Here is a 21887-nt window from a genome sequence, read left to right on the forward strand (position 1 = left end):
CTTGTAATCTGTGTTGGTTGCGTGATTTATGTCTGTTGCTTAGTGGTGGAGCTGTTTGTGTTGTGTACATATTAGAGTTGATTACATGATTACAATTACGACTTCGAATTTAAACGGTATTCGTGCAGCTGAGCGCAAAGGTATGCTTAACTGGTCTGACGCGCATACTCCAGACGTGTGGTGTATGCAAGAAGTGCGCGCTCCGCAGGATGCAATCGACCCAATTATGACAAAAATTGAAATGGGATATTGTACGTCTGAAAATATCGTAAATTCTATAAAAAACGATAATTTTACTTATACAAATGAAGTTTGCCGTGTAAAAGGTCGAGCTGGAGTAGCTCTAGTTACGTCTCTTCCTGTAGTTGAAAAACGCTACGGTTTGCCTGGTTTAAGTGAGGATGTTGATTCTGGGCGATGGGTTGAAACTGACGTGCGTACCCCTGAAGGGTATGAAATTACTATTGCTTCTGTGTATGTTCATGCTGGAAATGTGGACGATCCGCAAAAAATGCAACAAAAATTCCGCTTTTTAGACACAATGCTTATACGCTTGGGGGAGCTTCGAAATATTGCAGCAAGTGGCGGAAATCAAGCGATTTTGTGCGGTGACTTTAATATTGCGCATACTTCACTTGATATTAAAAACGCTAAGGCTAATGAAAAAAGTGCAGGATTCTTGCCAGAGGAACGCGCTTATATTGATCGCTGGATTAACGAATATGAATTTGTGGACGTTATGCGCATGCTTGCAGGAGATATTCAAGGACCATACACTTGGTGGAGTCAGCGCGGTAAAGCTTTCGACAATAACGTTGGCTGGAGATTAGACTACCAGTTCGCAACTCCTGAAATTGCGGAAAGCGCTCGCGGATTTGTGATCGATCGTGCTGAAAGTTATGAGGCAAGATGGTCGGATCACGCGCCTTTAACCATAAAATACGGTGTGTGATTATTAATCACATTAACTGAAATAAATAAAGTAATAGCATTTGCTCATATGCATATTTTCAGTGCTTTGTTTATGATAATCTGGTGAAGTTGAGCAATTTACGACGATTAGCATTATGCTTATTGTTGTGCTTGTTGTTTTAAGAAATGAGGAATAATGGGTTGGTTATTTGGCCGACATGAAGAAGAAAAATCTTCAAAAGTTGAAGACAAAATCGTAGAGGTAAAAACTGGTCCATGGGATTTCAATGATGAAGATGCTCCTGATTTTAGCGATTATCTAGATTTTGGTTCAATCTATATCCCATATTTTCAAGGCATTGAGTTGCGAGTAAAAAAGCAGCATGAAACATCGCAAGTTCTTGGTATGACAGTAACTTATGGTTCTTCAAGCGTAGAAGTTGAAGCTTTTGCTGCGCCTAAAACATCTGGTATTTGGCTAGAAGTGTGCAAAGATTTGCTTGATGGTAATAGTCAAGCGTGTACAGTACAAGGCGAATTTGGTACTGAGCTACTGTTACCTGTAAAAGTTGGAGAAAAAACCATTACAACGCGTATTGTTGGCGTTGATGGTCCTAGGTGGATGCTTCGCGGAGTATTCTCTGGACCTGCAGCAACAGAGCTTGCAGATAATAATAACGAAACAAAACAATTAGACGAATGGTTTAAGGGGATTGTTGTAAATCGTGGTGAAGAGCCGCTTGCGCCTCGCGATTTTATTCCTATGCATGATCCAGTAACTAGAGAAGAAAAAGAAGCTGCTTTAAATGCAGAAAATAGCGGTAAAGATGGGGAAAATAATACGTCTGATGAAGATGCTAATAATGCACTAAAAAAAGACGATAAACCATTAGGTTACGACCAACAAGTAGAAGTAAAAACTACGCTTACACGCGGTCCAATGTTTGCTGAAATTAGATAATGCAAATAGTAGAAAGTTAATTGAATGGATTCACAAGAATCTTTACAGAAATCCGAAGAAGAGTTTTCTTCGCAAGAGTTTTCAAATGCAGTAAAACTCAACGATTCTGCGCAAACCAACGATTCTGCGCAAACCAAAAAACGCTCAGGACTAGCGACATTGGCTTCAATTGGAGCCGAAGGATCTACATTTTCTGTAATTGATTCAATGGGTGGCGTTCGAGGCGTAATCGAATCCATGCTTCCAGGCTTGCTGTTTGTTATTTGCTTCGTTGTAACACGAAATGTGCAAACAACGGTTATTGTTGCAGCTGTGATTGCTGTTTTGCAAGTTGTGATTCGTCTTATTCAAAGGCAATCGCTTATGGGAGCAATTAGTGGGCTTGTTTCCATTGGAATCTGCCTTGTTTGGGTGTGGACGAGTCACCAAGCGCGCGACTACTATATGATGGGCTTTATTACGAACGCTGTTTATGGTGTGCTTCTTGCTATTTCGCTGATTGTGCGCGTGCCTGCTTTAGGGCTTGTGATTGAGTCAATTCGCAAAATGCCTACGGAAAACTTTGGCTCGTGGCTTCACGAATGGCTCGATTATAAGCCGCTTAAGCGAGCGTATATGTATGTGACAGGATTGTGGATTGCTGTTTTTGTGCTGAGGCTCGTTTTGCAAGTGCCATTATATTTGACGAATCACGTTGTGTGGCTTGGTACCGTTCGCTTGATTATGGGATTGCCGTTCTGGGCACTCGCAATTTGGGTTTCTTACTTGATTATCGCAACGCCGTTTATGCGTCTTCACCATAAAAATCGCGAAGAAAATTATCGCGAAGAAAAGCAGATTGACGAAGATGAAAACGATGTAAATTCAGTGAAGTAAAATCATCTTAACAAAAATCAGCGTTAGAAAATCAGCGTTAGAGAATCAGCTTAACAAAACGCAAAACTAAGGGGTAGTACATGCAAGTAACGATGCGAATCGAGCGATATGCGGATCAAGGTAGATGCGTAGGTCATCTCGAAGGACGCGTTGTATTCGTGCGATTTGCCCTTCCTGGTGAGCTGGTTGTTGTGCGCATGGATGAGCCGATGCGTGCAAAAGCGCACTTTTTTACTGGCGAAGTTGTAGAAGTTTTGGAGCCTAGTGCGGATCGTGTGGAGCCGCAATGGAAGCTCGCTGGTCCTTTGGCTCAGGGCGGCGGAGTTGGCGGCGCGGATTTAATTCACGTTTCTTTGCCTGGTCAGATTCGTTGGAAGGCTTCCGTAATTGCCAATCAATTCCAGCGTTTAGCGCATATGGATGTTGCGGAAAGCGATGTTAGTGTTGAGCGCATGCCAGGGGACGAGGAGCTTAACGGGTTTAATTGGCGTACGCGCATGGAGTTGGTTGCGGATGATGAAGGGCGATTGTCTATGCGTAAGCGCGAGTCGCATGATCGCATTGCGATTGATACTATGCCGCTTGCGTCGCGCGCAGTTTTGGCTGTTGCGGATTCTTTGGACTTGTGGAATCGTTCTTTTTCGCCAAATGCGCAAATTCGTCTTGCTGTTCCAGAGCCTAGGGTTGATGGTTTGGATTTTGGTGTTTCTGGCGATAAGGCTGCGCTTCTTAGTGCGATTGGCGAAAATTATGCGCTTATAGTAAATGATGAGTTGGTTGCAGGCTCGGCTTTGCTGCGAGAGCGCGTGCGAGTTGCGGTTGATGGTGATTCGTCGCGTATGCGTACTTTTGATTACGATGTTGACGCGCGCGGTTTTTGGCAGATTCATCGCGCAGCTCCAGAGCATTTGGTGAACTACGTTTTGGGATTAGTTCGTTCTGCGCTTGGTGGGCGTAGTAAGAATACGGTTTTGTGGGATTTGTATTCTGGATCTGGTTTGTTTACGATTCCGCTTGCAACTTTGGCTAATGTTGGCGGAGATTCTTATGGTGCTTATGATGCTGTAGGCGCTTTTGGTGCTGCTGAACCAGCTCGCGTGCTTAGCATTGAGGGTGCGCCGATTGCTGTAAAGAATGCAAGGCGAAACATTGGGCGTGCTGGTCTTAGCAGGGATGTTGTTGAAGCGCTTGAAGGCGATGTTGCGCAAACGCTTGAATCGCAGGTGTTTAAGGCGAGTAAGTCGTCTAAGATTGTTCGCCGATTTGCGCATCCTGATGTTGTTGTGTTAGATCCTCCGCGCGCTGGTGCTAAAGCTCAAGTTTGTAAGCAGATTGCGAAGTCTGGAGCAAGAAGCGTTGTGTATGTTGCTTGCGATCCGACTAGTCTTGCTCGCGATGTTGGAACGTTTAGTGAGCTTGGCTACAGCGTTCAGTCTTTGCGTGTGTTCGATATATATCCCAACACTCACCACGTCGAGACTGTCGTATTGATGTCAAAGGCTTAATAGGTGGGTGCATTTTTGCCTTTGTGTAGCAAGGCTTAGCGAGGGCTATCGTTAAAAGGTTTAATGCGAAGTGGCTTCAAGCTGGGTTCTTGCGGTTTTTGAGAGTGATTTTGCTGTATGAGGGAAGATATCAACGCTCTAGGGTCGAGTGCACAGGATGTTAACGTTAAAAAGTGCACACACTTTGCACCCACCCTGTGAAGTGGGAAAATATAGCTCAAAAGGTAAAATGAAACCTGATTATTAGTATGTGCACGAGGAGGTGCTTAAGGAATGGATAATAAGAAGTTTATCGCAGAGACGAAAGATGTTCGTTTAACGGTGAAACGTGCTGATACCTTTGGTGTGAGCTTTGTTAACTGTGAACAAGATATATTGAGGGTTGAGGAAGCGCAAAATGTTATAAGGCTTATTCAAACTAAAAAAGTCTCAGCTTCGAATTGGGTGAGGTGGCTTACTCAGGGTATGCCTGAAATTGTTGTGAGTTTGCCACATGATGTGGAAGTTTGTGAGGTTGAATCTGATTCTAATCAAGTGCTCATCACGGATATTGAGATTGGTAAGCTTTATGTAGAAGTGAACAATGGCAAGGTAGAAGTTGTTAATTTGAAGGCGGATGATGTCTTTCTTAAATGTTATAATGGGTTGGCTTCAGCAACAAACGTAGAAGTAACTCATGTTTGTACGCTTGATACGTTAAATGGCATGAGTATTTTAGAAGGAACAATCACCAAGGATGCAAGCCTTGAAGTAGATTGTGAGAATGGTGTCACCGAGGTTTCAGATAAGAAGAAGGTAAATTGTAAAAACGATGGATTTGCGCATTACATGGTGCACTGTCTTAATGGGAAAGCTATTGCGAAGTAGCAGACATATAGATCAAAAAAGAAGCAATAAAACTTGATATAAGTTGGAATTAGAGCGTATATAGACATACCGATAAAGGAGGAAGCCGTATATGCTCTATGTAAAATTTGATGATTTCGAAGATGTTAGCGTCATGGGAAATGAGAAAGATCATGGAATGTTTATTCCGATTAAGGATGGGAATGTGTATGCTGAGTGCGAACGGTGCGGTGTAGTTGAAAGGATCACCTCACCATGCGAATTCATTGCTAGCACATTTAGGTCAAGAGTGAACTTCAATGAAGGTTATGAACTTTGCGAGAAGTGCTTGCAAGAGGTTGAGTTTGTTACTGTCGCTTTGAGAACTGGAAAATTACCTAATCGAGAATTGAAATGACTGAAAAGCAAAGCAGTGATAACCGTAGTAATACATGAAAAACTAAACGTTAAAAGGTGCACACACTTTGCACCCGGGCGGTAAATGATAATTTAGGGAGGCGTTTTATGTCAGTAATTAAAATTGAAAACCTCACTTTCTCATATTATGGATATGTAAAACCCATATTTAAAAATGTATCGTTTTCCTTTGATACAAACTGGAAAACGGGATTGATAGGAAGAAATGGAATCGGTAAATCAACTCTATTTAAGTTACTTTTAAATCAAGAAACTTATCAAGGTAAAATAAGCAAGGATGTTGAATTTATTAAATTTCCACCAAATATAAGCGATACTTCAAAATTAGGAATTGAGTTATATAAAGAACTAATATCAGATGATGAAGAATGGAAGTTATTTAGAGAACTCAGTTTGCTAAATGTAGATGAGAACCTTGTTTACAGAGAGTTTGAAACGCTTTCTAAAGGGGAACAAACAAAAATCCTTTTAGCTATTTTGTTTACAAGAGAAGATGGCTTTTTACTTATTGATGAACCAACAAACCATTTAGATATGGACGGAAGAAAAATTGTAAGTGAATATCTGAAAAGTAAAAAAGGATTTTTGCTTATATCTCATGATAGAGATTTTTTAGATGGTTGTATCAATCATGTTATTTCTATTAACAGGAATTCTATTGATGTCCAATCGGGAAATTTTACATCATGGTATGAAAACAAAGTGATGAAAGACCAATTTGAAATTAGTCAAAATGAGAGATTAAGAAAAGATATTAAACGATTAAAAGAGTCTGCAAGACAAAGTCAAATTTGGTCTGATAAAATTGAAAATACTAAAAATGGTGTAAAAGTATCAGGTGTAAAACCAGACAAAGGACATATAGGTCATCAATCAGCCAAGATGATGAAAAAATCTAAGAATTTGGAGAATAGACAAAACAAGGCAATAGAAGAAAAACAGAGTTTACTAAAAGATATCGAAACAAAGGAAAGTCTATTATTGCATCCATTACATCATCATAAAAATCCTCTAATATCGGTTAGCAATTTATCATCATGCTATGGAGAGAGACAGATCCTAAATAATGTAAGTTTCGAGATAAAGCAAGGCGACATAGTGGCTATATATGGGGGTAATGGTAGCGGAAAATCAACCTTGATTAAAATTTTATTAGGTATAAATCACGAGTATACAGGTGAGATAAAATTAGCAGGTAATTTAAAAATCTCGTATATTCCTCAAGACACATCTAATTTAACAGGTAGCCTAAATGAATATATTCACAAGCAAGATGTTGATGAAACATTGTGTAAAACAATTCTAAGAAAATTAGATTTTTCAAGAGAATTATTTGAAATGGATATGAAGAATTATAGTGATGGACAAAAAAAGAAAGTTTTAATTGCTGTAAGTTTCTCAAAGCCAGCTCATATATTTGTTTGGGACGAACCACTGAATTATATAGATGTAATATCAAGAATACAGATTGAGGAAATTATAAAAGAAGCAAAGCCTACACTCATATTTGTGGAACACGATAAGCGATTTGTAGAAGATATCGCTAATAAAATAATACAATTTTAAGTAAAATCCAAATCCCAGTTTGTAGTGCCTTAGACTTTTATCATCATACGACATTCCCCTTGCCAGTTTCTCTCCTGCAATGAACGTTAAGGCTCTTTTATTGATGCATGGTTATCATAAGGGTAGTCTTGATACATGATGAAGTTGAATATTTTATCGAGGACTTGAAAAAGCAGGACTTGTTGACAGTGTTCGATGAAAACGTCTTGCTTAGCATGGTTGACTATCTAACTGTGCATCAAGATGGAAAGGTTGAGTTTACTTTCCTTGATGGGAGCAAGACAGAACTAAAGCGTTAAGTTTGCAGGAAATGAGATAAGTCAAAATAAAAGCACATCAGCAAGTCACTGACGTGCTTTTTTGTTGTTAAAAGAGTTACACGTTGAGTATAATAGGATTAGTTGAGTATCGATGGAGAGAAGGGGGTGTGGCTGTCTAAAAAAATGTCCGCACCTCCTGTAGACAAATTTGAATTTTTGGAGGAGAAAATGGTGGATGAATTAAGAAAAGAAATTGCAATTCAGCAGAAAAAAGGATTGCCATTTATCATGGCATCGGTGATTATATGGCTTCTGATAGTACTTGTGTCAATTTTAAATATCAATATGGATATGAAAAATTTATTGGTATTTTGCTGTTCATGCCCATTATTACCGCTGGCTTGGCTCATTGGTAAACTTATAAAGGTGGATATCTTTTCAAAACAAAATCCACTTGGACAATTAGGCTTCATTTTCACCCTAAATCAAATGATTTATTTATTAATCGTTATGTGGGTGTTTAGTGCGGTTCCGGAAAAGATGATTATGGTATACGCTATGGTCTTTGGCGCACATTTACTGCCGTATTCATGGCTGTACAAATCAAAGGGATATACAGTTGCTGCAATTTCCATTCCGATGATTTCCTTGATTTTAGGATGTGCATTAAACGGCACAACGGTTGCTGTTGCGGCATGTATTATTGAGATAGTATTTGCTTGTGTATTACATATGGAATTAAAGAAAATGGGAGATAACTACAACAAATCCCAGTTTGTAGAGCTTAGCAAGGATCAGGTTTCTATGAAATAGAAATCTAAATCTAAAAGCGCTATGTGTAAATAATTAAGGCGGTAGTAATACCGTCTTTTTTGATGCCTGAAAAAGTTTCAGAGTTCAAAGCTAAGGTTTCATTGTATCCAACACGTAATGAAACTAGACCACTCAATCTCATGTGGAGATGTTATAAAATCCAGACTATTGAATTTTCTTTAGTCTATTCTTATGTTCAAAAATCAACCTATAGAATAGATGGAGTTATCGCCGGCATCATAGTACTTGACTGTGCTATAAAAAGCGGTAATACAAAGGCAATGCGAAGGTAACACGAACACGAAAAACATGTATGGCAGCTGAGGGATCTTATTCATATAAATTGTGTTGCAATATGCGACACAATAATTTATTATATGCGTATGGAGGTTGGTTTATATGGCAGTTACTAAGACAGCGAATGTGAATGTGAGAATACAAGAAAATATTAAGCAGCAGGCGGAGCAGATTCTGGAAACGATTGGAGTTCCTAGGGCTACGGCTATTGACATGTTTTATCGTCAAATCATTCTTAATAAGGGTATTCCGTTTTCGCTTACTATTCCAAAGTCTCTTCCAGCACAAGATGATATGGATGAGAAAACGTTTAACGCGTTGATGGCTAAAGGTTATGATCAGGCGGTTCGTGGTGATAGTTATCCGATAGATGATGTTTTTGAAGATCTTGAACGAGGTCTTTAATGGATGAGTATAAGATAAAAGTCACTCGTCAGGCGAAAGAGCATCTTGCACTTATTCGAGAATATATCGCCACGGAGTTACAAGCACCGATAGTGGCTAAAAGAATGCTCGAGCTGTTGAAGTCGGAAATGATGTCTTTGCAGACGATGCCTTATCGTGTGAAGTTAATTAGTGAGCAGCCGTGGTGTGAACTTGGTTTTAGAAGAATACGCGTAAAAAATTATTACGTTTATTTTTGTGTTGATGATAGTAGAAAAGAAGTTCAAATACTCGCGGTTATCTACGTGAGAAGAGACCAGACTAAACAACTGGAAGAATTGTAATGTAACGCGCTATCAAGCCAATCTTAAACTTTTTAACGATAGCTTTTCCTATCGTTAAAAAGTGCACACAATATCCATAGTGTGCACTCAAAAAAGTGTAGCTATACTCGGAGTTATCTCAATCCACGTCGAGACTGTCGTATTGATGTCAAAGGCTTAATAGGTGGGTGCATTTTTGCCTTTGTGTAGCAAGGCTTAGCGAGGGCTATCGTTAAAAGGTTTAATGCGAAGTGGCTTCAAGCTGGGTTCTTGCGGTTTTTGAGAGTGATTTTGCTGTATGAGGGAAGATATCAACGCTCTAGGGTCGAGTGCACAGGATGTTAACGTTAAAAAGTGCACACACTTTGCACCCAGCTTGTGAAGTGGGGAATGTCAATCAACGTTGAAGCTCTAACCCTGCTATCGCGCGATTAGCAAAGCTAATCGATGCGAAGCAGAGGTAGGTCTCATGTCAAGAATCTCCAAGAGAAGCGACCGAATAGGAAGCTTCGATTGGAAAGATTCGACGGCGGAGGCTCTAGTATTGATGACAAGAATAAATTAGAGTTTGTGGAGGACTGGATTGAATATAAAAGTAAAAGAAATTGAGAATAAACTAGAAAAGGAATCTGTATCGAGAGAAGTATTGTATGATCTTCAAGAATGGTTTGGAATGCCAGAAAGTACAGAAGAATATATTCAAGATTCACAGGAAAAGCCTTTTCTTGCTTGTTATATTAATGATAAACTTGTTGGGTTTATTGTGTTAAACGCAACCAGCAAGGATTGTGCAGAGATTTTTGTGATGGGTATAAAAAAGAAATTCCATAGAATGGGAGTTGGCTCGGTACTTAACAAAGCATACGAAGCTATGGCAAGGAAGATGGGTTACACATACTCACAGGTAAAAACTGTTCAGATGGGACACTACAAAGAATATGATATTACAAATCATTTTTATATCGCGATGGGATATAAAGAATTGGAATGTTTTCCAACTTTATGGGATGAGTGGAATCCGTGTCAAATATATATTAAATATCTAGGAGTGTGAGAACTCTAAGTTTATTTGCTTGAGACCTTTTAACGATAGGCAGAGATAATTGTTAAAAGGTTCATGGATATGTTTCTGCATACGAACATGTCGATAAGACATACCTAGTGTTTACTCGTTTAATGTGAAAGCTGCGGCGGAGGCTCTAGTATTGATGACAAACGAATAGAAAAAAAGAGAATTGAGGGAAAGTGTATGTTAGAAAGTAGACCTGAATTTAAAGATATAAAATCATTTGAAGAATTCAACAAATATTATTGGTATCGAGAGGAGTTATCAAAAGTTTGTAAGTCTCTTGGATTAGAATATAGAGGAACAAAAAAGGAACTGAATTATATTATAGAAGAATATTTTAAGGGAAATAAAATAAAAAAATCTTCAAGGAATAAAAATAAAAAGATAACTGATAATATAACATTAAATACTCCATTACTAGAATGTGGATTTTCATTCAATCAAAAATTTAGAGACTATTTTTCAGAGCAAACTGGAATTAAGCCATTTAAATTTAATGCGAATATGGCAGAAGCTTGGCGAAAAGTAAAAAGAAAGAACGACAAAAATTTTACAATTAAAAATATGCTTGATGTATATAATGGAGACTCTGATTACGCAAAATATGATAATACTACTAACCAATGGAACCAGTTTGTAAAAGATTTTAACTTAGATGAACGTAGTGATAAATTTTCTAATAAGATGAAAGTTGCTGCAATTCTTTGGAACGAAGTGAGAGAATCTAACCAAAGTAAAGTATATTCAAAAGAGCTTTTAAGCAAATATGCAGATAAAATAAAAGGATATTGTAAATGAGTAAATTCTACATTATATAATGTGCATTATATATCAAAAATATAAAACTAGATATGTTTCCAAATACGTACTAGTATAAAAAACCTATGATATGTTTACCAATACGAGGAAAACATTAAAAAAAGTCAATGATATGTTCGCGAAAACGAAAAAATGAACTTTTTATCCATAGTGTTGACTCCAGGCAACTGGCGACAATGAGTTTAATGTAACCTACAGTGTAGACCAGCTCATTACAGAGGGAGAAAATACAAAGACCGTCCACTCTGCTTATATAGTGAGTGTCTATGTAGATGGTTCTGGAAATATGGTACTGGTTAAGAATCCGACCATTACCAACATACCTAAGAAATCAAGTTATAAACCAAAAGCCATTGAAAGTGAGGGGACGGTTGATTCCATTACAACCAATGAAATCAATGAGTTTTTAACGACGTTCTTCAAGCTCTATCCTACAGCGACAGCCAGTGAACTTTCCTACTATGTGAATGACGGGATATTAAAACCAATCGGAAAAGAGTACATCTTTCAAGAACTGGTAAATCCTATTCACAATCGTAAGGATAATCAAGTCACGGTATCGCTGACAGTGGAGTATATCGACCAGCAGACCAAAGCAACGCAGGTATCTCAATTTGATTTGGTACTTGAAAAGAACGGGAGTAATTGGAAGATTATAGAATAACAAATATTGGTACATTATTACAGCTATTTTGTAATCACGTACTCTCTTTGATAAAAAATTGGAGATTCCTTTACAAATATGCTCTTACGTGCTATTATTTAAGTATCTATTTAAAAGGAGTTAATAAATATGCGGCAAGGTATTCTTAAATAAACTGTCAATTTGATAGTGGGAACAAATAATTGGATGTCCTTTTTTAGGAGGGCTTAGTTTTTTGTACCCAGTTTAAGAATACCTTTATCATGTGATTCTAAAGTATCCAGAGAATATCTGTATGCTTTGTATACCTATGGTTATGCATAAAAATCCCAGTGATAAAAGTATTTATCACTGGGATTTTTATGCCCTTTTGGGTTTTTGAATGGAGGAAAATCACATGAAAATTATTAATATTGGAGTTTTAGCTCATGTTGATGCAGGAAAAACTACCTTAACAGAAAGCTTATTATATAACAGTGGAGCGATTACAGAATTAGGAAGCGTGGACAAAGGTACAACGAGGACGGATAATACGCTTTTAGAACGTCAGAGAGGAATTACAATTCAGACAGGAATAACCTCTTTTCAGTGGGAAAATACGAAGGTGAACATCATAGACACGCCAGGACATATGGATTTCTTAGCAGAAGTATATCGTTCATTATCAGTTTTAGATGGGGCAATTCTACTGATTTCTGCAAAAGATGGCGTACAAGCACAAACTCGTATATTATTTCATGCACTTAGGAAAATGGGGATTCCCACAATCTTTTTTATCAATAAGATTGACCAAAATGGAATTGATTTATCAACGGTTTATCAGGATATTAAAGAGAAACTTTCTGCCGAAATTGTAATCAAACAGAAGGTAGAACTGTATCCTAATATGTGTGTGACGAACTTTACCGAATCTGAACAATGGGATACGGTAATAGAGGGAAACGATGACCTTTTAGAGAAATATATGTCCGGTAAATCATTAGAAGCATTGGAACTCGAACAAGAGGAAAGCATAAGATTTCAGAATTGTTCTCTGTTCCCTCTTTATCATGGAAGTGCAAAAAGTAATATAGGGATTGATAACCTTATAGAAGTGATTACGAATAAATTTTATTCATCAACACATCGAGGTCCGTCTGAACTTTGCGGAAATGTTTTCAAAATTGAATATACAAAAAAAAGACAACGTCTTGCATATATACGCCTTTATAGTGGAGTACTACATTTACGAGATTCGGTTAGAGTATCAGAAAAAGAAAAAATAAAAGTTACAGAAATGTATACTTCAATAAATGGTGAATTATGTAAGATTGATAGAGCTTATTCTGGAGAAATTGTTATTTTGCAAAATGAGTTTTTGAAGTTAAATAGTGTTCTTGGAGATACAAAACTATTGCCACAGAGAAAAAAGATTGAAAATCCGCACCCTCTACTACAAACAACTGTTGAACCGAGTAAACCTGAACAGAGAGAAATGTTGCTTGATGCCCTTTTGGAAATCTCAGATAGTGATCCGCTTCTACGATATTACGTGGATTCTACGACACATGAAATTATACTTTCTTTCTTAGGGAAAGTACAAATGGAAGTGATTAGTGCACTGTTGCAAGAAAAGTATCATGTGGAGATAGAACTAAAAGAGCCTACAGTCATTTATATGGAGAGACCGTTAAAAAATGCAGAATATACCATTCACATCGAAGTGCCGCCAAATCCTTTCTGGGCTTCCATTGGTTTATCTGTATCACCGCTTCCGTTGGGAAGTGGAATGCAGTATGAGAGCTCGGTTTCTCTTGGATACTTAAATCAATCATTTCAAAATGCAGTTATGGAAGGGATACGCTATGGTTGCGAACAAGGATTATATGGTTGGAATGTGACGGACTGTAAAATCTGTTTTAAGTATGGCTTATACTATAGCCCTGTTAGTACCCCAGCAGATTTTCGGATGCTTGCTCCTATTGTATTGGAACAAGTCTTAAAAAAAGCTGGAACAGAATTGTTAGAGCCATATCTTAGTTTTAAAATTTATGCGCCACAGGAATATCTTTCACGAGCATACAACGATGCTCCTAAATATTGTGCGAACATCGTAGACACTCAATTGAAAAATAATGAGGTCATTCTTAGTGGAGAAATCCCTGCTCGGTGTATTCAAGAATATCGTAGTGATTTAACTTTCTTTACAAATGGACGTAGTGTTTGTTTAACAGAGTTAAAAGGGTACCATGTTACTACCGGTGAACCTGTTTGCCAGCCCCGTCGTCCAAATAGTCGGATAGATAAAGTACGATATATGTTCAATAAAATAACTTAGTGTATTTTATGTTGTTATATAAATATGGTTTCTTGTTAAATAAGATGAAATATTTTTTAATAAAGATTTGAATTAAAGTGTAAAGGAGGAGATAGTTATTATAAACTACAAGTGGATATTGTGTCCTGTATGTGGAAATAAAACACGATTAAAGATAAGGGAAGATACTGAATTAAAAAAATTCCCCCTCTATTGTCCGAAATGCAGACAAGAAAATTTAATTGAAATAAAGCAGTTCAAAGTAACTGTGATTACAGAGCCAGACGCAAAGACGCAGAGCCGATAAAATGAGATTAATACAATCTCATTTTATCGGCTCTTTCCGTTATGTATGGATTCTTTTAATTAGTCTTCGATGTTTCTTGCTTCGTTGATACCGCTGGCTAAAGATTCCATTAAGGATAGTTCTTTGTCTGTAAAGCTATCCATGTATTTCTCTATCTGTAATCGTCGGGTGCTTTTTACCAAGTTATTAGCAGGTAAGAAAAATTCGGCAGTGTCAAGAATTTTGTGTAAACTCCACTAGTTGTCAATCAAGCTATCAATCCAATAATATTTGCTTTTCTACGAAAAGCAAATATTATTGGATTTCGAATTTTTCGTGCAGGTCATAAGACGCTAATCCAAATCCTCTATGAATTCTTTCTTTAGATAATTCATTTTGTTCAATACAAAATACTCCTAGATAACGATTTAAACTATCCTCTGCTGGAAACTGTTCCTTTGCTTTTAATCGTTTTTTTAGTTGCTTATTGAGACTTTCAATTAAATTAGTCGTATAAATACTTTGACGAATTTGTTTAGGGAAGTCAAAAAAGACTAATAAATCGTCATAAACTGAATCAATACTTGCACAGACTTTAGGATAACGTTTGTGTATGTTTTCTAGAAATTCGTTTAATTTTTTCTCTGCATCTTCTTTATTGTTTGATTGATAAACTTTCTTAAGTGAATCTACTAATTCTCTTTTATCTTCAACTCTTACCTTCTTTTGTAATTGTCGGATTAAATGAACCCAACAAGTTTGATATTTTGCGTTAGGAAACACGCTTAAAAGAGCAGTCTTAACCCCACTAAGTCCATCTGTAATAAATAGTAAAACTTCTTGTAATCCTCTTTGTTTCAATGATTCCAACATTTCTTTATAGTGTTCAGCAGATTCAGTAGGATAGATTGCATAATCAAGAATTTCTTTACTGCCTTCTGGAGTAATTCCTACTAAAAAGTGAACAGCTTCCTTTTGAACAGTAGCTCTTCTTAAATGAACATACGTTGCATCAGCATAAATCACTGCATAACGAGATTGAACTTTTCTTTGATGAAATTCTTTAACAGAGTCTTCAACTTGTTTTGTAATATTTGTTACGGTAGTAGGGCTATAGTGATGACCGTAAATATCGGGTGCATTGAAAGCTTTGTGTAGCAGGGCTTAGCGAGGGCTATCGTTAAAAGGTTTAATGCGAAGCGGCTTCAAGCTGGGTTCTCGCGGTTTTTGAGTGCGATTTTGCTGTATGAGGGAAGATGTCGACGCTCTAGGGTTGAGTGCACAGGATGTTAACGTACTTCGCTCGCGTTGAAAGCACACTGTGCTTTCAACTTTGAGCAAGCTCAGCGAATCGAAGGCGTAAAACAAAAATAAGGATTGGAGTTATAGGTTAAAATTGTCCTAAGCCCCCTTTACGTCATATCTCTCATGCTCATTCTTGACAAACCCATACAACAACTTTAATATTTTTAATAAAAGTTTAATTTAATTAAAGTTTTGTAGGTTGAAGAAAGGGGTGATATGGATCATATTCCAAAATGGATGGCTAATCTCACAGATGAAGATATGTCGTTTATAAAGAACTTTGTATTATCGTCTGGGTCGTTAAAAGAAATGTCGCAAATGTATCAAGTCTCTTACCCAACGATGAGAATCAGGCTTAACAGGCTTATTGAAAAACTGCGCATAAGCGACAATGAACCAGAAGATCCGTTCGTTCTTTTGGTAAAGAGTCTTGCTATTGACGATAAATACGATGTTGACACAGCTCGAACACTCATAAACGAATATAGAAAAAGGAAGGATGAATCATGAGCTATGCATTATTTGGTCCGATAATTGACATTCTTATCGCACTTGCTATATGTGCTTTAGTGTTCTTTATTGCAAGAAGTCTTATTCGATATGCGCATTCTCTTAAGAAAGACGATAAGTCATCTAAGCAGTCTGCAGAAGATAAAAGAATCGCATTACAGGACTTATAAAACACAAAAATAACAAGTTATCGTGGCAGAAATTGCAAAATTAGCAAAAACTGCCACGATAGCTCCATAAATATGTCTTTATTTAAGAATGGTTCCAAAATGTAAATATTTTTAAATGTTGGTTGTTAGGAACATACAAACTACTAATAGTAAAAGTTTTTTTAAAAAGTTTTCTAAAAGCACTATCGTTAAAAATAGGTACACCTATTTGTGTAGATAAAATCTGCACGTTAGTATGTTGGTAATTTACGAAACGAGAATCACGAGGAGGTGCTTATTATGACTAATCCTTTGCGCGGTATACGAGAAGAAGATATCGTCAAGTATTTTAAAGATCACAATCTTTCAGTTGATAAGACGTATGTATTTACAATGAAATACGACCCTTGGTGGAAAGATTTAATCAAACTATTTTTGTTACCTAAATTATTCTATGTAGCGCAAGGCGTTGATGCGCGTATTGTCGCTGCCACTAATAATGAGTTTATTGTGGTTAATCCGAATGCCATTTTAGGCTCGGGTAATCTAGCTAAATTAGACGATAAGCATCTTCGTCGCATTCCGTGGAATCAACTCACTAATTTTGAAGTTATAAATAAGCCAACAACTCAAATAATTCGCTTTACTGTCAATAGTAAAACCGAAGAATGGAGTGTACCAACGGAAAGTGCTAGCGTATGGCACTTTAATGTGTACAATCTTGATAATTTGAGAAAAACAATACAATCGCACATTAAGTAAGGAGATACGGTTATGTTAAAGGTAAAAAAGATTGTAACATCACTGATTGTGACTGTTTTGTCTTTCGGATTCTTGTCAACAACAATTTCAGCTGCGGAAGCGACTGAAAATAAGTCTACAGCTATTGTACAACAGGATGTTAAGAAAATTGAACAAGAAGTTCGTTTTATTTTTGAAGAAGCTAGCAGTTATAAGAATGGCGTGGTTTCTGTTAAAGATGAGCTCCTTAAGATGAAATATGGAAAAGTAATGGCAGCATACATTGCTGAAGGTATTCGACAAGTATATACAAATGATAACCTGTTGGACGCAATCCGCGCGAATAGCCAAGATAAGGATTTTTGGTCTTGCATGGGCGGCGAACTTATAGGTTTAATTCCTGGGATGGATATTGCTCAACTGCTTTCCAGTGGTGATTTTAAAGCTTATATTGAAGGGCATGCTTGGGATAAGCTTGCTAAATTCCTTGCAAAACAAATCGCTAAATTTGGATTGAAGGTGAATGTTGCAGGTATCGTAGCATCAATCGCAATTGGCGCTGGGAAATGTCTCATTTTTGGATGAAATAGTAATAAATTGTTCACTTTTGTCATAGATTTATGATGCATGTATTGCAATTTTGTATTGCAAAATATGAAAATAATGCTTTGGCTTTATCGCACAATTACTTTGCGACAGAGCCGAAGCATTTTAATCATCATTCTAAACATCTATTGACAAGCAAATTCCAAAACAAGATATCATATATTGTATGAACACTACTTATGCAATTGTTGATAATGACACGTTTGTATTGCGATATATGCAACTTCTTTTAAAAAGTCGTTTGCCTGAAAACTTTGTTTGTGCATGGATGTGTTCTTCTGCAAAACAAGCTATTCATCGTTGCGTTACAGAAAATACTCCTGACGTACTTTTAGTAGATATGTCAATGAGAGAAATGAGTGGTGTTGATGTAATTAAAGCAATTCGCGAGCGCAATAGCAATATTGTTTTAATTGGCATTACTTCCTACATGCTGGATGAATACGTATTGCAAGTTGCTAAGTCGGGTGGTCAAGCGCTAGTGCATAAAGACAATTTAGCAGACGTAGTTGCAGCTATCCAATCGCGCGCAACGAGCTACGGGTGTCCAGAATTGCCACAATATATTGACTATTTTCACACTCCGCAAGAATCATTTAATATGATTTCTCAACTTCCGAAGACTTCAGTTTTGTCTCCTCAAGAATCGGAAATTATGCGCTTGTGTAAACAGGGGTATTCGTCAAAAGAGATTGCAGATCAGCTTAATGTGAAAGTTTCAACAGTCAACACGCATTTACGGCGTATTTATGGAAAACTTCAAGTTAAAAGTCGCATGCAGGCGCTTGCTGTGCTCGCAAAATATTCACATGACATATAACGTGTAAGAAATTAACGTGTAAAAGTAGGTAGTTATGAAATTATTAACGCGTATGATCAATTTTTTGCCGCATGATGCCTGGCAGAAAATTGGAATTGGTGTAATCATAAGTTGTACTTTGATTCTTGAGATTTGTTCCTATAATAATCTTCATTACTACTCTAATTGGCATGCAATTACAGTTGAAATAGTATGGATTGTAATCTGCTTATGCATTGCAATATGGCCACGTAAAGCATCTTTTATTGTACTTATTTGGATGCCGTTGGTAATTATTGCGCCAAATATCAACTACTCATCTATGATGCTTACCATATTGATTTGTTTGGCAATTGCTGTAATTACTCAACCTTGGTACACCGTGCTTTCTTCTTGCGGAGTATCTTCATGGTTCTTTATTATCTGCGATTTTCAAAACGCCTATGTGTTAGCGTGGTGGCTTCTTATCACTCTTATTTCTAGTGCAATCGTAAAATACTATATTTCTACTATTCACCAACAGCAGGAACAGTTATTTGCGCAGCGTTACAACGTTTTTCAAAAATATGCCACTATTGCAGCAATTCGCATGCATGATGAAGTAACTAATGAGCTTTCCAGCATTATGATGATGGCTCAACAATCTATTGAACCTCAAACAACTCATGAGCAAGAGCATGAAAATTCGCGAGAGATTCTTCAACGTGCTACTACAACTGTTCATAGAGCACGTAATATCATTTCTCTTCTTGACAATGCTACAACTGCAAGCACTGGCGATGTTATGCAATCGACTACATGTTATAAAGATTTTTGTACAGGCTTACGCGTTTTATTTGACTGTGAACAAAAGTCATTTGAAAAGCTTGGCTATATTGGTTCCATTGACTTGAGTAGTGATTTAGCTACTGAAGATTCTCAATCAATCCATTTGCCTTTTGAAGAATGTGCTCAAATTGAGTATATTTGCCGAGAACTGCTTGCGAACGTAAAAAAGCATGCTGCAAAGCCTAAAGAATACGCCATGAATGTAATGCTTAATGACCATGAATGTCATATTACGTGTATAAATAGTGCGCAACGAGGTATTCTTGCTAACTTGCAATTAGGATATGGACTGCGTTTTCATAAGATGCTTGCGGAATGCGTTGGTGGAACTTTTAAAGTTATTGAAGATGACGATTCGTGGATTATTAATGTACATGTTCCGCTTCATGCAGAGAAATAGCCATTGCGCAAGATGCTTATTGTGCTTTCTTGCGCTTCAATCGAGTATTTGGACGAACCTTTGTGCAGCAGATGCAAGTAGGTGGTTAATTTGCAATGCAGAATGCTGCTTCGTTGCTATGTTATACCAGTTATCGTGGCAGTTTTTGCTAATTTTGCAAAAACTGCCACGATAACTTGTGATTTAGTAATAATTGTGTACACAATGGTGCTACTTTGGTATTACGTTGGGTGCTGTAGGTCTGTTATAATAAAGCAAAGCATGAATAACAAATTCATGATTTTGAGCTTAAAGGAAACGGCATGGCTTCTACAAAAACAGCTAGAACAGGCAGATTAAGTGTAAGAGTTAATCCAGAAATACGGGATAGCGCATCGCAAGTTCTTGAACATTATGGTCTTGATATGAGTTCAGCAGTCAACCTATTTTTATATCAGATTGTAAATACGCAACGTTTCCCATTTTCACTTGAAAGTTCTCCATATGAGCATGCTATTGATGAAGCTATGAAAGAAAAACCAATAGCTGCAGGTACTGTAGACGATTTTGCTGAGCTGATGCGCAATGCCTAAACCGCCATTTTATAGTCCAATCTATCTGCGAGATGTTAAGAAATATAAGCAGAAGCATTACGATATTGAGCAAGTAATCAATATTGTAAGACTTATTTGCAATGGTGCAGATTCTCGCGAACTTGCAACTTATAGAGATCATATTCTTAAAGGCTCATATAAAGGCGTGCATGAATTGCATGTGTCTGCAGATGTTCTACTGTTGTATCAAGTTAAAGAAGATTGCATTATATTTCTACGCTTAGGATCTCACGACGACTTATTCTAGATAGCAAAATCTACCACGATAACTTGCTTAAAAATATAGTTATACAAAAGGAATCACATTTTCAAGCGTACTTGATGAAATTATAAACTTATTGAACGTTCTTAACTCTAAGCAAAATGACTAAATTTTGTATCCGTTGGCGACAAAGCGACAATTTTGGCGACATAAAAATGTCGCTTGGGGCTTAGTACAATTTTTAGACATTTTGTGCAACCATAGCACGATGTTCCATAATTGTCTTTTAATCCCCATTTTAATTCTGTGATTGTTGTAAAAATCAATATAAGTATGAATAGCTTGACGTAATTCTTCTGTACTATCCCAGTTAAGTGGATAATACATTTCTGTTTTCATTTGTCCAAAAAAGCCTTCACAGGCAGCATTATCTCCACTGTTTCCTTTTCTTAACATGGAGCGTGTAATACCAAGACCTTCTAATCTCTCAATCCACCTGCCATCTCTATAGTGACCTCCTCTATCTGTATGAATAACTAAGCTTTTACATTCTGTAATCTTAAGGGTAGTTAAAGCCCCTTCTAACATTTCATCTACAAGACACTGATCTGGGTGGTTTGAAAGAGCGTAAGAGACCACTTTACCATCAAAACAGTCAATCATAGGGCTTAAATAGAGTTTTGACTCTTTTACTGAAAACTCAGTAATGTCTGTAAGACAAATCTTATTAGGTGAATCTGCATGAAAATTATTGTTAACAATGTTACTACATGCGGGAGTAATTTCTCCTATGTAACTTGAATAGCGTCTTTTACGCCTGGCATATCTAACCTCAATTAACTCTTCTTTCATGAGCCGTCTTACTACTTTTTCAGATACTTTAATACCTTTAGTTCTCAACGCTAACCATATTCTAGGAGAGTCATAAGTAAAGAAGTTTTCTTCTGCAATCTTGTGTATGCAACCTCGTATATGTGCGTATTTGTCAGGTTTTTGAAGAGCATTTTTAGCATAGTAATAACTTGAACGTTTTATCTGAAGTGTTTTAATCAGAAGCTCTAACGGTAACACTAAAAGTAGTTAGGCCTATAACACTTTTTGCGGAGTGAGGATTTCTGATATTAATACGGTTGGGATTATATTAGATTTGTTGGGATTGTATTAAATACAGTTGGGACTTTATTGGCCACGGTTGGGACTCTATTAGAGCGTGGCTAATGCTCGTTTTGTTTTCTAAAACGAGTGTTGTTTAACGAGAAGGGGGGGGTGAAAACATTGTTAACGCTTAAACCTCAAAGCACGTAGCTTTCAAGGCAAGTGTGGTTTTTACATGTCAAACTGTTATAAAAACGAGATTATTCCACTCTTTTTTACACTCATGATACGGGTTTTAAGAAAGAGCGGGTAAATGTTATAAGAATTTTTGGAACAATTAACAAGATTGTGGTTAATGATTAATCAATAAGACACTACTAATAAAC

At 37.0% G+C, this 21887-nt stretch carries 24 protein-coding genes and 4 pseudogenes; 25 read left to right on the forward strand and 3 right to left on the reverse strand.

From position 1 onward, the window contains the following. Positions 1-85: 85 nt before the first annotated feature. The 17 genes and pseudogenes from HXT44_RS02345 to HXT44_RS02425 all read left to right on the forward strand — a co-directional run bounded on the left by HXT44_RS02345 (position 86) and on the right by HXT44_RS02425 (position 14294). The gene (locus HXT44_RS02345) at positions 86-952 is read left to right on the forward strand and encodes an exodeoxyribonuclease III (protein WP_116440551.1); all 867 of its coding nucleotides are present in this window, start codon (positions 86-88) and stop codon (positions 950-952) included. A 156-nt stretch (positions 953-1108) separates the two neighbouring features. Next, entirely contained in the window at positions 1109-1873 is a 765-nt protein-coding gene (locus HXT44_RS02350; RefSeq protein ID WP_102703420.1) for a DUF3710 domain-containing protein, read from the forward strand. Positions 1874-1897: 24 nt separating this feature from the next. Then, positions 1898-2749, forward strand: coding sequence for a DUF3159 domain-containing protein (locus tag HXT44_RS02355; RefSeq protein ID WP_240318290.1), 852 nt, complete (start codon positions 1898-1900; stop codon positions 2747-2749). 80 nt (positions 2750-2829) lie between these two features. Further along, the gene (locus HXT44_RS02360; protein WP_421783072.1) at positions 2830-4254 is read left to right on the forward strand and encodes a class I SAM-dependent RNA methyltransferase; all 1425 of its coding nucleotides are present in this window, start codon (positions 2830-2832) and stop codon (positions 4252-4254) included. A gap of 273 nt (positions 4255-4527) precedes the next feature. Further along, on the forward strand, positions 4528-5121 hold the full coding sequence (locus tag HXT44_RS02365) for a DUF4097 family beta strand repeat-containing protein (RefSeq protein WP_004111245.1): 594 nt from the start codon (positions 4528-4530) through the stop codon (positions 5119-5121). Positions 5122-5212: 91 nt separating this feature from the next. After that, entirely contained in the window at positions 5213-5497 is a 285-nt protein-coding gene (locus HXT44_RS02370; protein WP_004114737.1) for a hypothetical protein, read from the forward strand. 107 nt (positions 5498-5604) lie between these two features. Further along, entirely contained in the window at positions 5605-7083 is a 1479-nt protein-coding gene (locus HXT44_RS02375; protein WP_004113321.1) for an Lsa family ABC-F type ribosomal protection protein, read from the forward strand. A gap of 128 nt (positions 7084-7211) precedes the next feature. Next, positions 7212-7382, forward strand: a complete 171-nt coding sequence (locus HXT44_RS02380) for a hypothetical protein (protein ID WP_421783240.1) — start codon at positions 7212-7214, stop codon at positions 7380-7382. 189 nt (positions 7383-7571) lie between these two features. After that, positions 7572-8156, forward strand: a complete 585-nt coding sequence (locus HXT44_RS02385) for a DUF7010 family protein (RefSeq protein ID WP_421783202.1) — start codon at positions 7572-7574, stop codon at positions 8154-8156. A gap of 399 nt (positions 8157-8555) precedes the next feature. After that, positions 8556-8858, forward strand: a complete 303-nt coding sequence (locus tag HXT44_RS02390; protein WP_004133089.1) for a type II toxin-antitoxin system RelB/DinJ family antitoxin — start codon at positions 8556-8558, stop codon at positions 8856-8858. Beyond that, positions 8858-9181 carry a type II toxin-antitoxin system RelE/ParE family toxin gene (locus tag HXT44_RS02395; RefSeq protein ID WP_004133090.1) on the forward strand — a complete coding sequence of 108 codons (324 nt, stop codon included), beginning with the start codon at positions 8858-8860 and terminating at the stop codon, positions 9179-9181. Before HXT44_RS02390 ends, HXT44_RS02395 begins: the two co-directional genes overlap by 1 nt. Positions 9182-9743: 562 nt before the next feature. Beyond that, the gene (locus tag HXT44_RS02400; protein WP_004111719.1) at positions 9744-10214 is read left to right on the forward strand and encodes a GNAT family N-acetyltransferase; all 471 of its coding nucleotides are present in this window, start codon (positions 9744-9746) and stop codon (positions 10212-10214) included. 195 nt (positions 10215-10409) lie between these two features. After that, a complete protein-coding gene (locus HXT44_RS02405) occupies positions 10410-11027 on the forward strand; it encodes an SAP domain-containing protein (RefSeq protein ID WP_004574894.1) in 618 nt (205 codons plus the stop codon). Positions 11028-11205: 178 nt separating this feature from the next. Further along, positions 11206-11712, forward strand: a pseudogene (locus HXT44_RS02410) (conjugal transfer protein); the annotation flags it as partial. Between the two features lie 313 nt (positions 11713-12025). Next, positions 12026-12073: pseudogene (locus HXT44_RS02415) on the forward strand (hypothetical protein); the annotation flags it as partial. A 15-nt stretch (positions 12074-12088) separates the two neighbouring features. Continuing rightward, positions 12089-14008 carry a tetracycline resistance ribosomal protection protein Tet(M) gene (gene tet(M) / locus HXT44_RS02420; RefSeq protein WP_000691736.1) on the forward strand — a complete coding sequence of 640 codons (1920 nt, stop codon included), beginning with the start codon at positions 12089-12091 and terminating at the stop codon, positions 14006-14008. A 118-nt stretch (positions 14009-14126) separates the two neighbouring features. Then, positions 14127-14294 (forward strand): cysteine-rich KTR domain-containing protein, encoded by a 168-nt coding sequence (locus HXT44_RS02425; protein ID WP_000336323.1) that lies wholly within the window; start codon positions 14127-14129, stop codon positions 14292-14294. A gap of 59 nt (positions 14295-14353) precedes the next feature. Here HXT44_RS02425 and HXT44_RS02430 read toward each other — a convergent pair. Further along, positions 14354-14500 (reverse strand): annotated as a pseudogene (locus HXT44_RS02430) (XRE family transcriptional regulator); the annotation flags it as partial. An 88-nt stretch (positions 14501-14588) separates the two neighbouring features. After that, positions 14589-15407, reverse strand: a pseudogene (locus HXT44_RS02435) (IS256 family transposase); the annotation flags it as partial. Between the two features lie 387 nt (positions 15408-15794). On the opposite strand from HXT44_RS02435, the gene HXT44_RS02440 reads away from it, so the two are divergent. From HXT44_RS02440 to HXT44_RS02475, 8 genes are all read left to right on the forward strand, one after another. Continuing rightward, positions 15795-16088, forward strand: coding sequence for a DUF2089 family protein (locus HXT44_RS02440; RefSeq protein ID WP_004110367.1), 294 nt, complete (start codon positions 15795-15797; stop codon positions 16086-16088). After that, positions 16085-16258, forward strand: a complete 174-nt coding sequence (locus HXT44_RS02445) for a hypothetical protein (protein ID WP_004110365.1) — start codon at positions 16085-16087, stop codon at positions 16256-16258. The genes HXT44_RS02440 and HXT44_RS02445 overlap by 4 nt, the downstream gene beginning before the upstream one ends. A 279-nt stretch (positions 16259-16537) precedes the next feature. Next, positions 16538-16999 (forward strand): hypothetical protein, encoded by a 462-nt coding sequence (locus HXT44_RS02450; RefSeq protein ID WP_004110362.1) that lies wholly within the window; start codon positions 16538-16540, stop codon positions 16997-16999. Positions 17000-17011: 12 nt separating this feature from the next. After that, entirely contained in the window at positions 17012-17563 is a 552-nt protein-coding gene (locus HXT44_RS02455; protein WP_012913982.1) for a hypothetical protein, read from the forward strand. A gap of 187 nt (positions 17564-17750) precedes the next feature. After that, positions 17751-18404 carry a response regulator transcription factor gene (locus tag HXT44_RS02460; RefSeq protein ID WP_004110353.1) on the forward strand — a complete coding sequence of 218 codons (654 nt, stop codon included), beginning with the start codon at positions 17751-17753 and terminating at the stop codon, positions 18402-18404. Positions 18405-18438: 34 nt separating this feature from the next. Beyond that, entirely contained in the window at positions 18439-19611 is a 1173-nt protein-coding gene (locus HXT44_RS02465) for an exodeoxyribonuclease V (RefSeq protein ID WP_012913983.1), read from the forward strand. Between the two features lie 302 nt (positions 19612-19913). After that, positions 19914-20183 carry a type II toxin-antitoxin system RelB/DinJ family antitoxin gene (locus tag HXT44_RS02470; protein WP_102703432.1) on the forward strand — a complete coding sequence of 90 codons (270 nt, stop codon included), beginning with the start codon at positions 19914-19916 and terminating at the stop codon, positions 20181-20183. Then, positions 20176-20451, forward strand: coding sequence for a type II toxin-antitoxin system YafQ family toxin (locus tag HXT44_RS02475; RefSeq protein ID WP_012913985.1), 276 nt, complete (start codon positions 20176-20178; stop codon positions 20449-20451). The genes HXT44_RS02470 and HXT44_RS02475 overlap by 8 nt, the downstream gene beginning before the upstream one ends. Before the next feature lie 120 nt (positions 20452-20571). Here the strand turns inward: HXT44_RS02475 and HXT44_RS02480 are convergent, their stop codons facing one another. Beyond that, positions 20572-21477 carry an IS3 family transposase gene (locus HXT44_RS02480; RefSeq protein WP_421783075.1) on the reverse strand — a complete coding sequence of 302 codons (906 nt, stop codon included), beginning with the start codon at positions 21475-21477 and terminating at the stop codon, positions 20572-20574. Positions 21478-21887: the final 410 nt, after the last annotated feature.

This window comes from Gardnerella sp. DNF01198P (assembly GCF_049244165.1).
Taxonomy (GTDB): Bacteria; Actinomycetota; Actinomycetes; order Actinomycetales; family Bifidobacteriaceae; genus Bifidobacterium; species Bifidobacterium swidsinskii.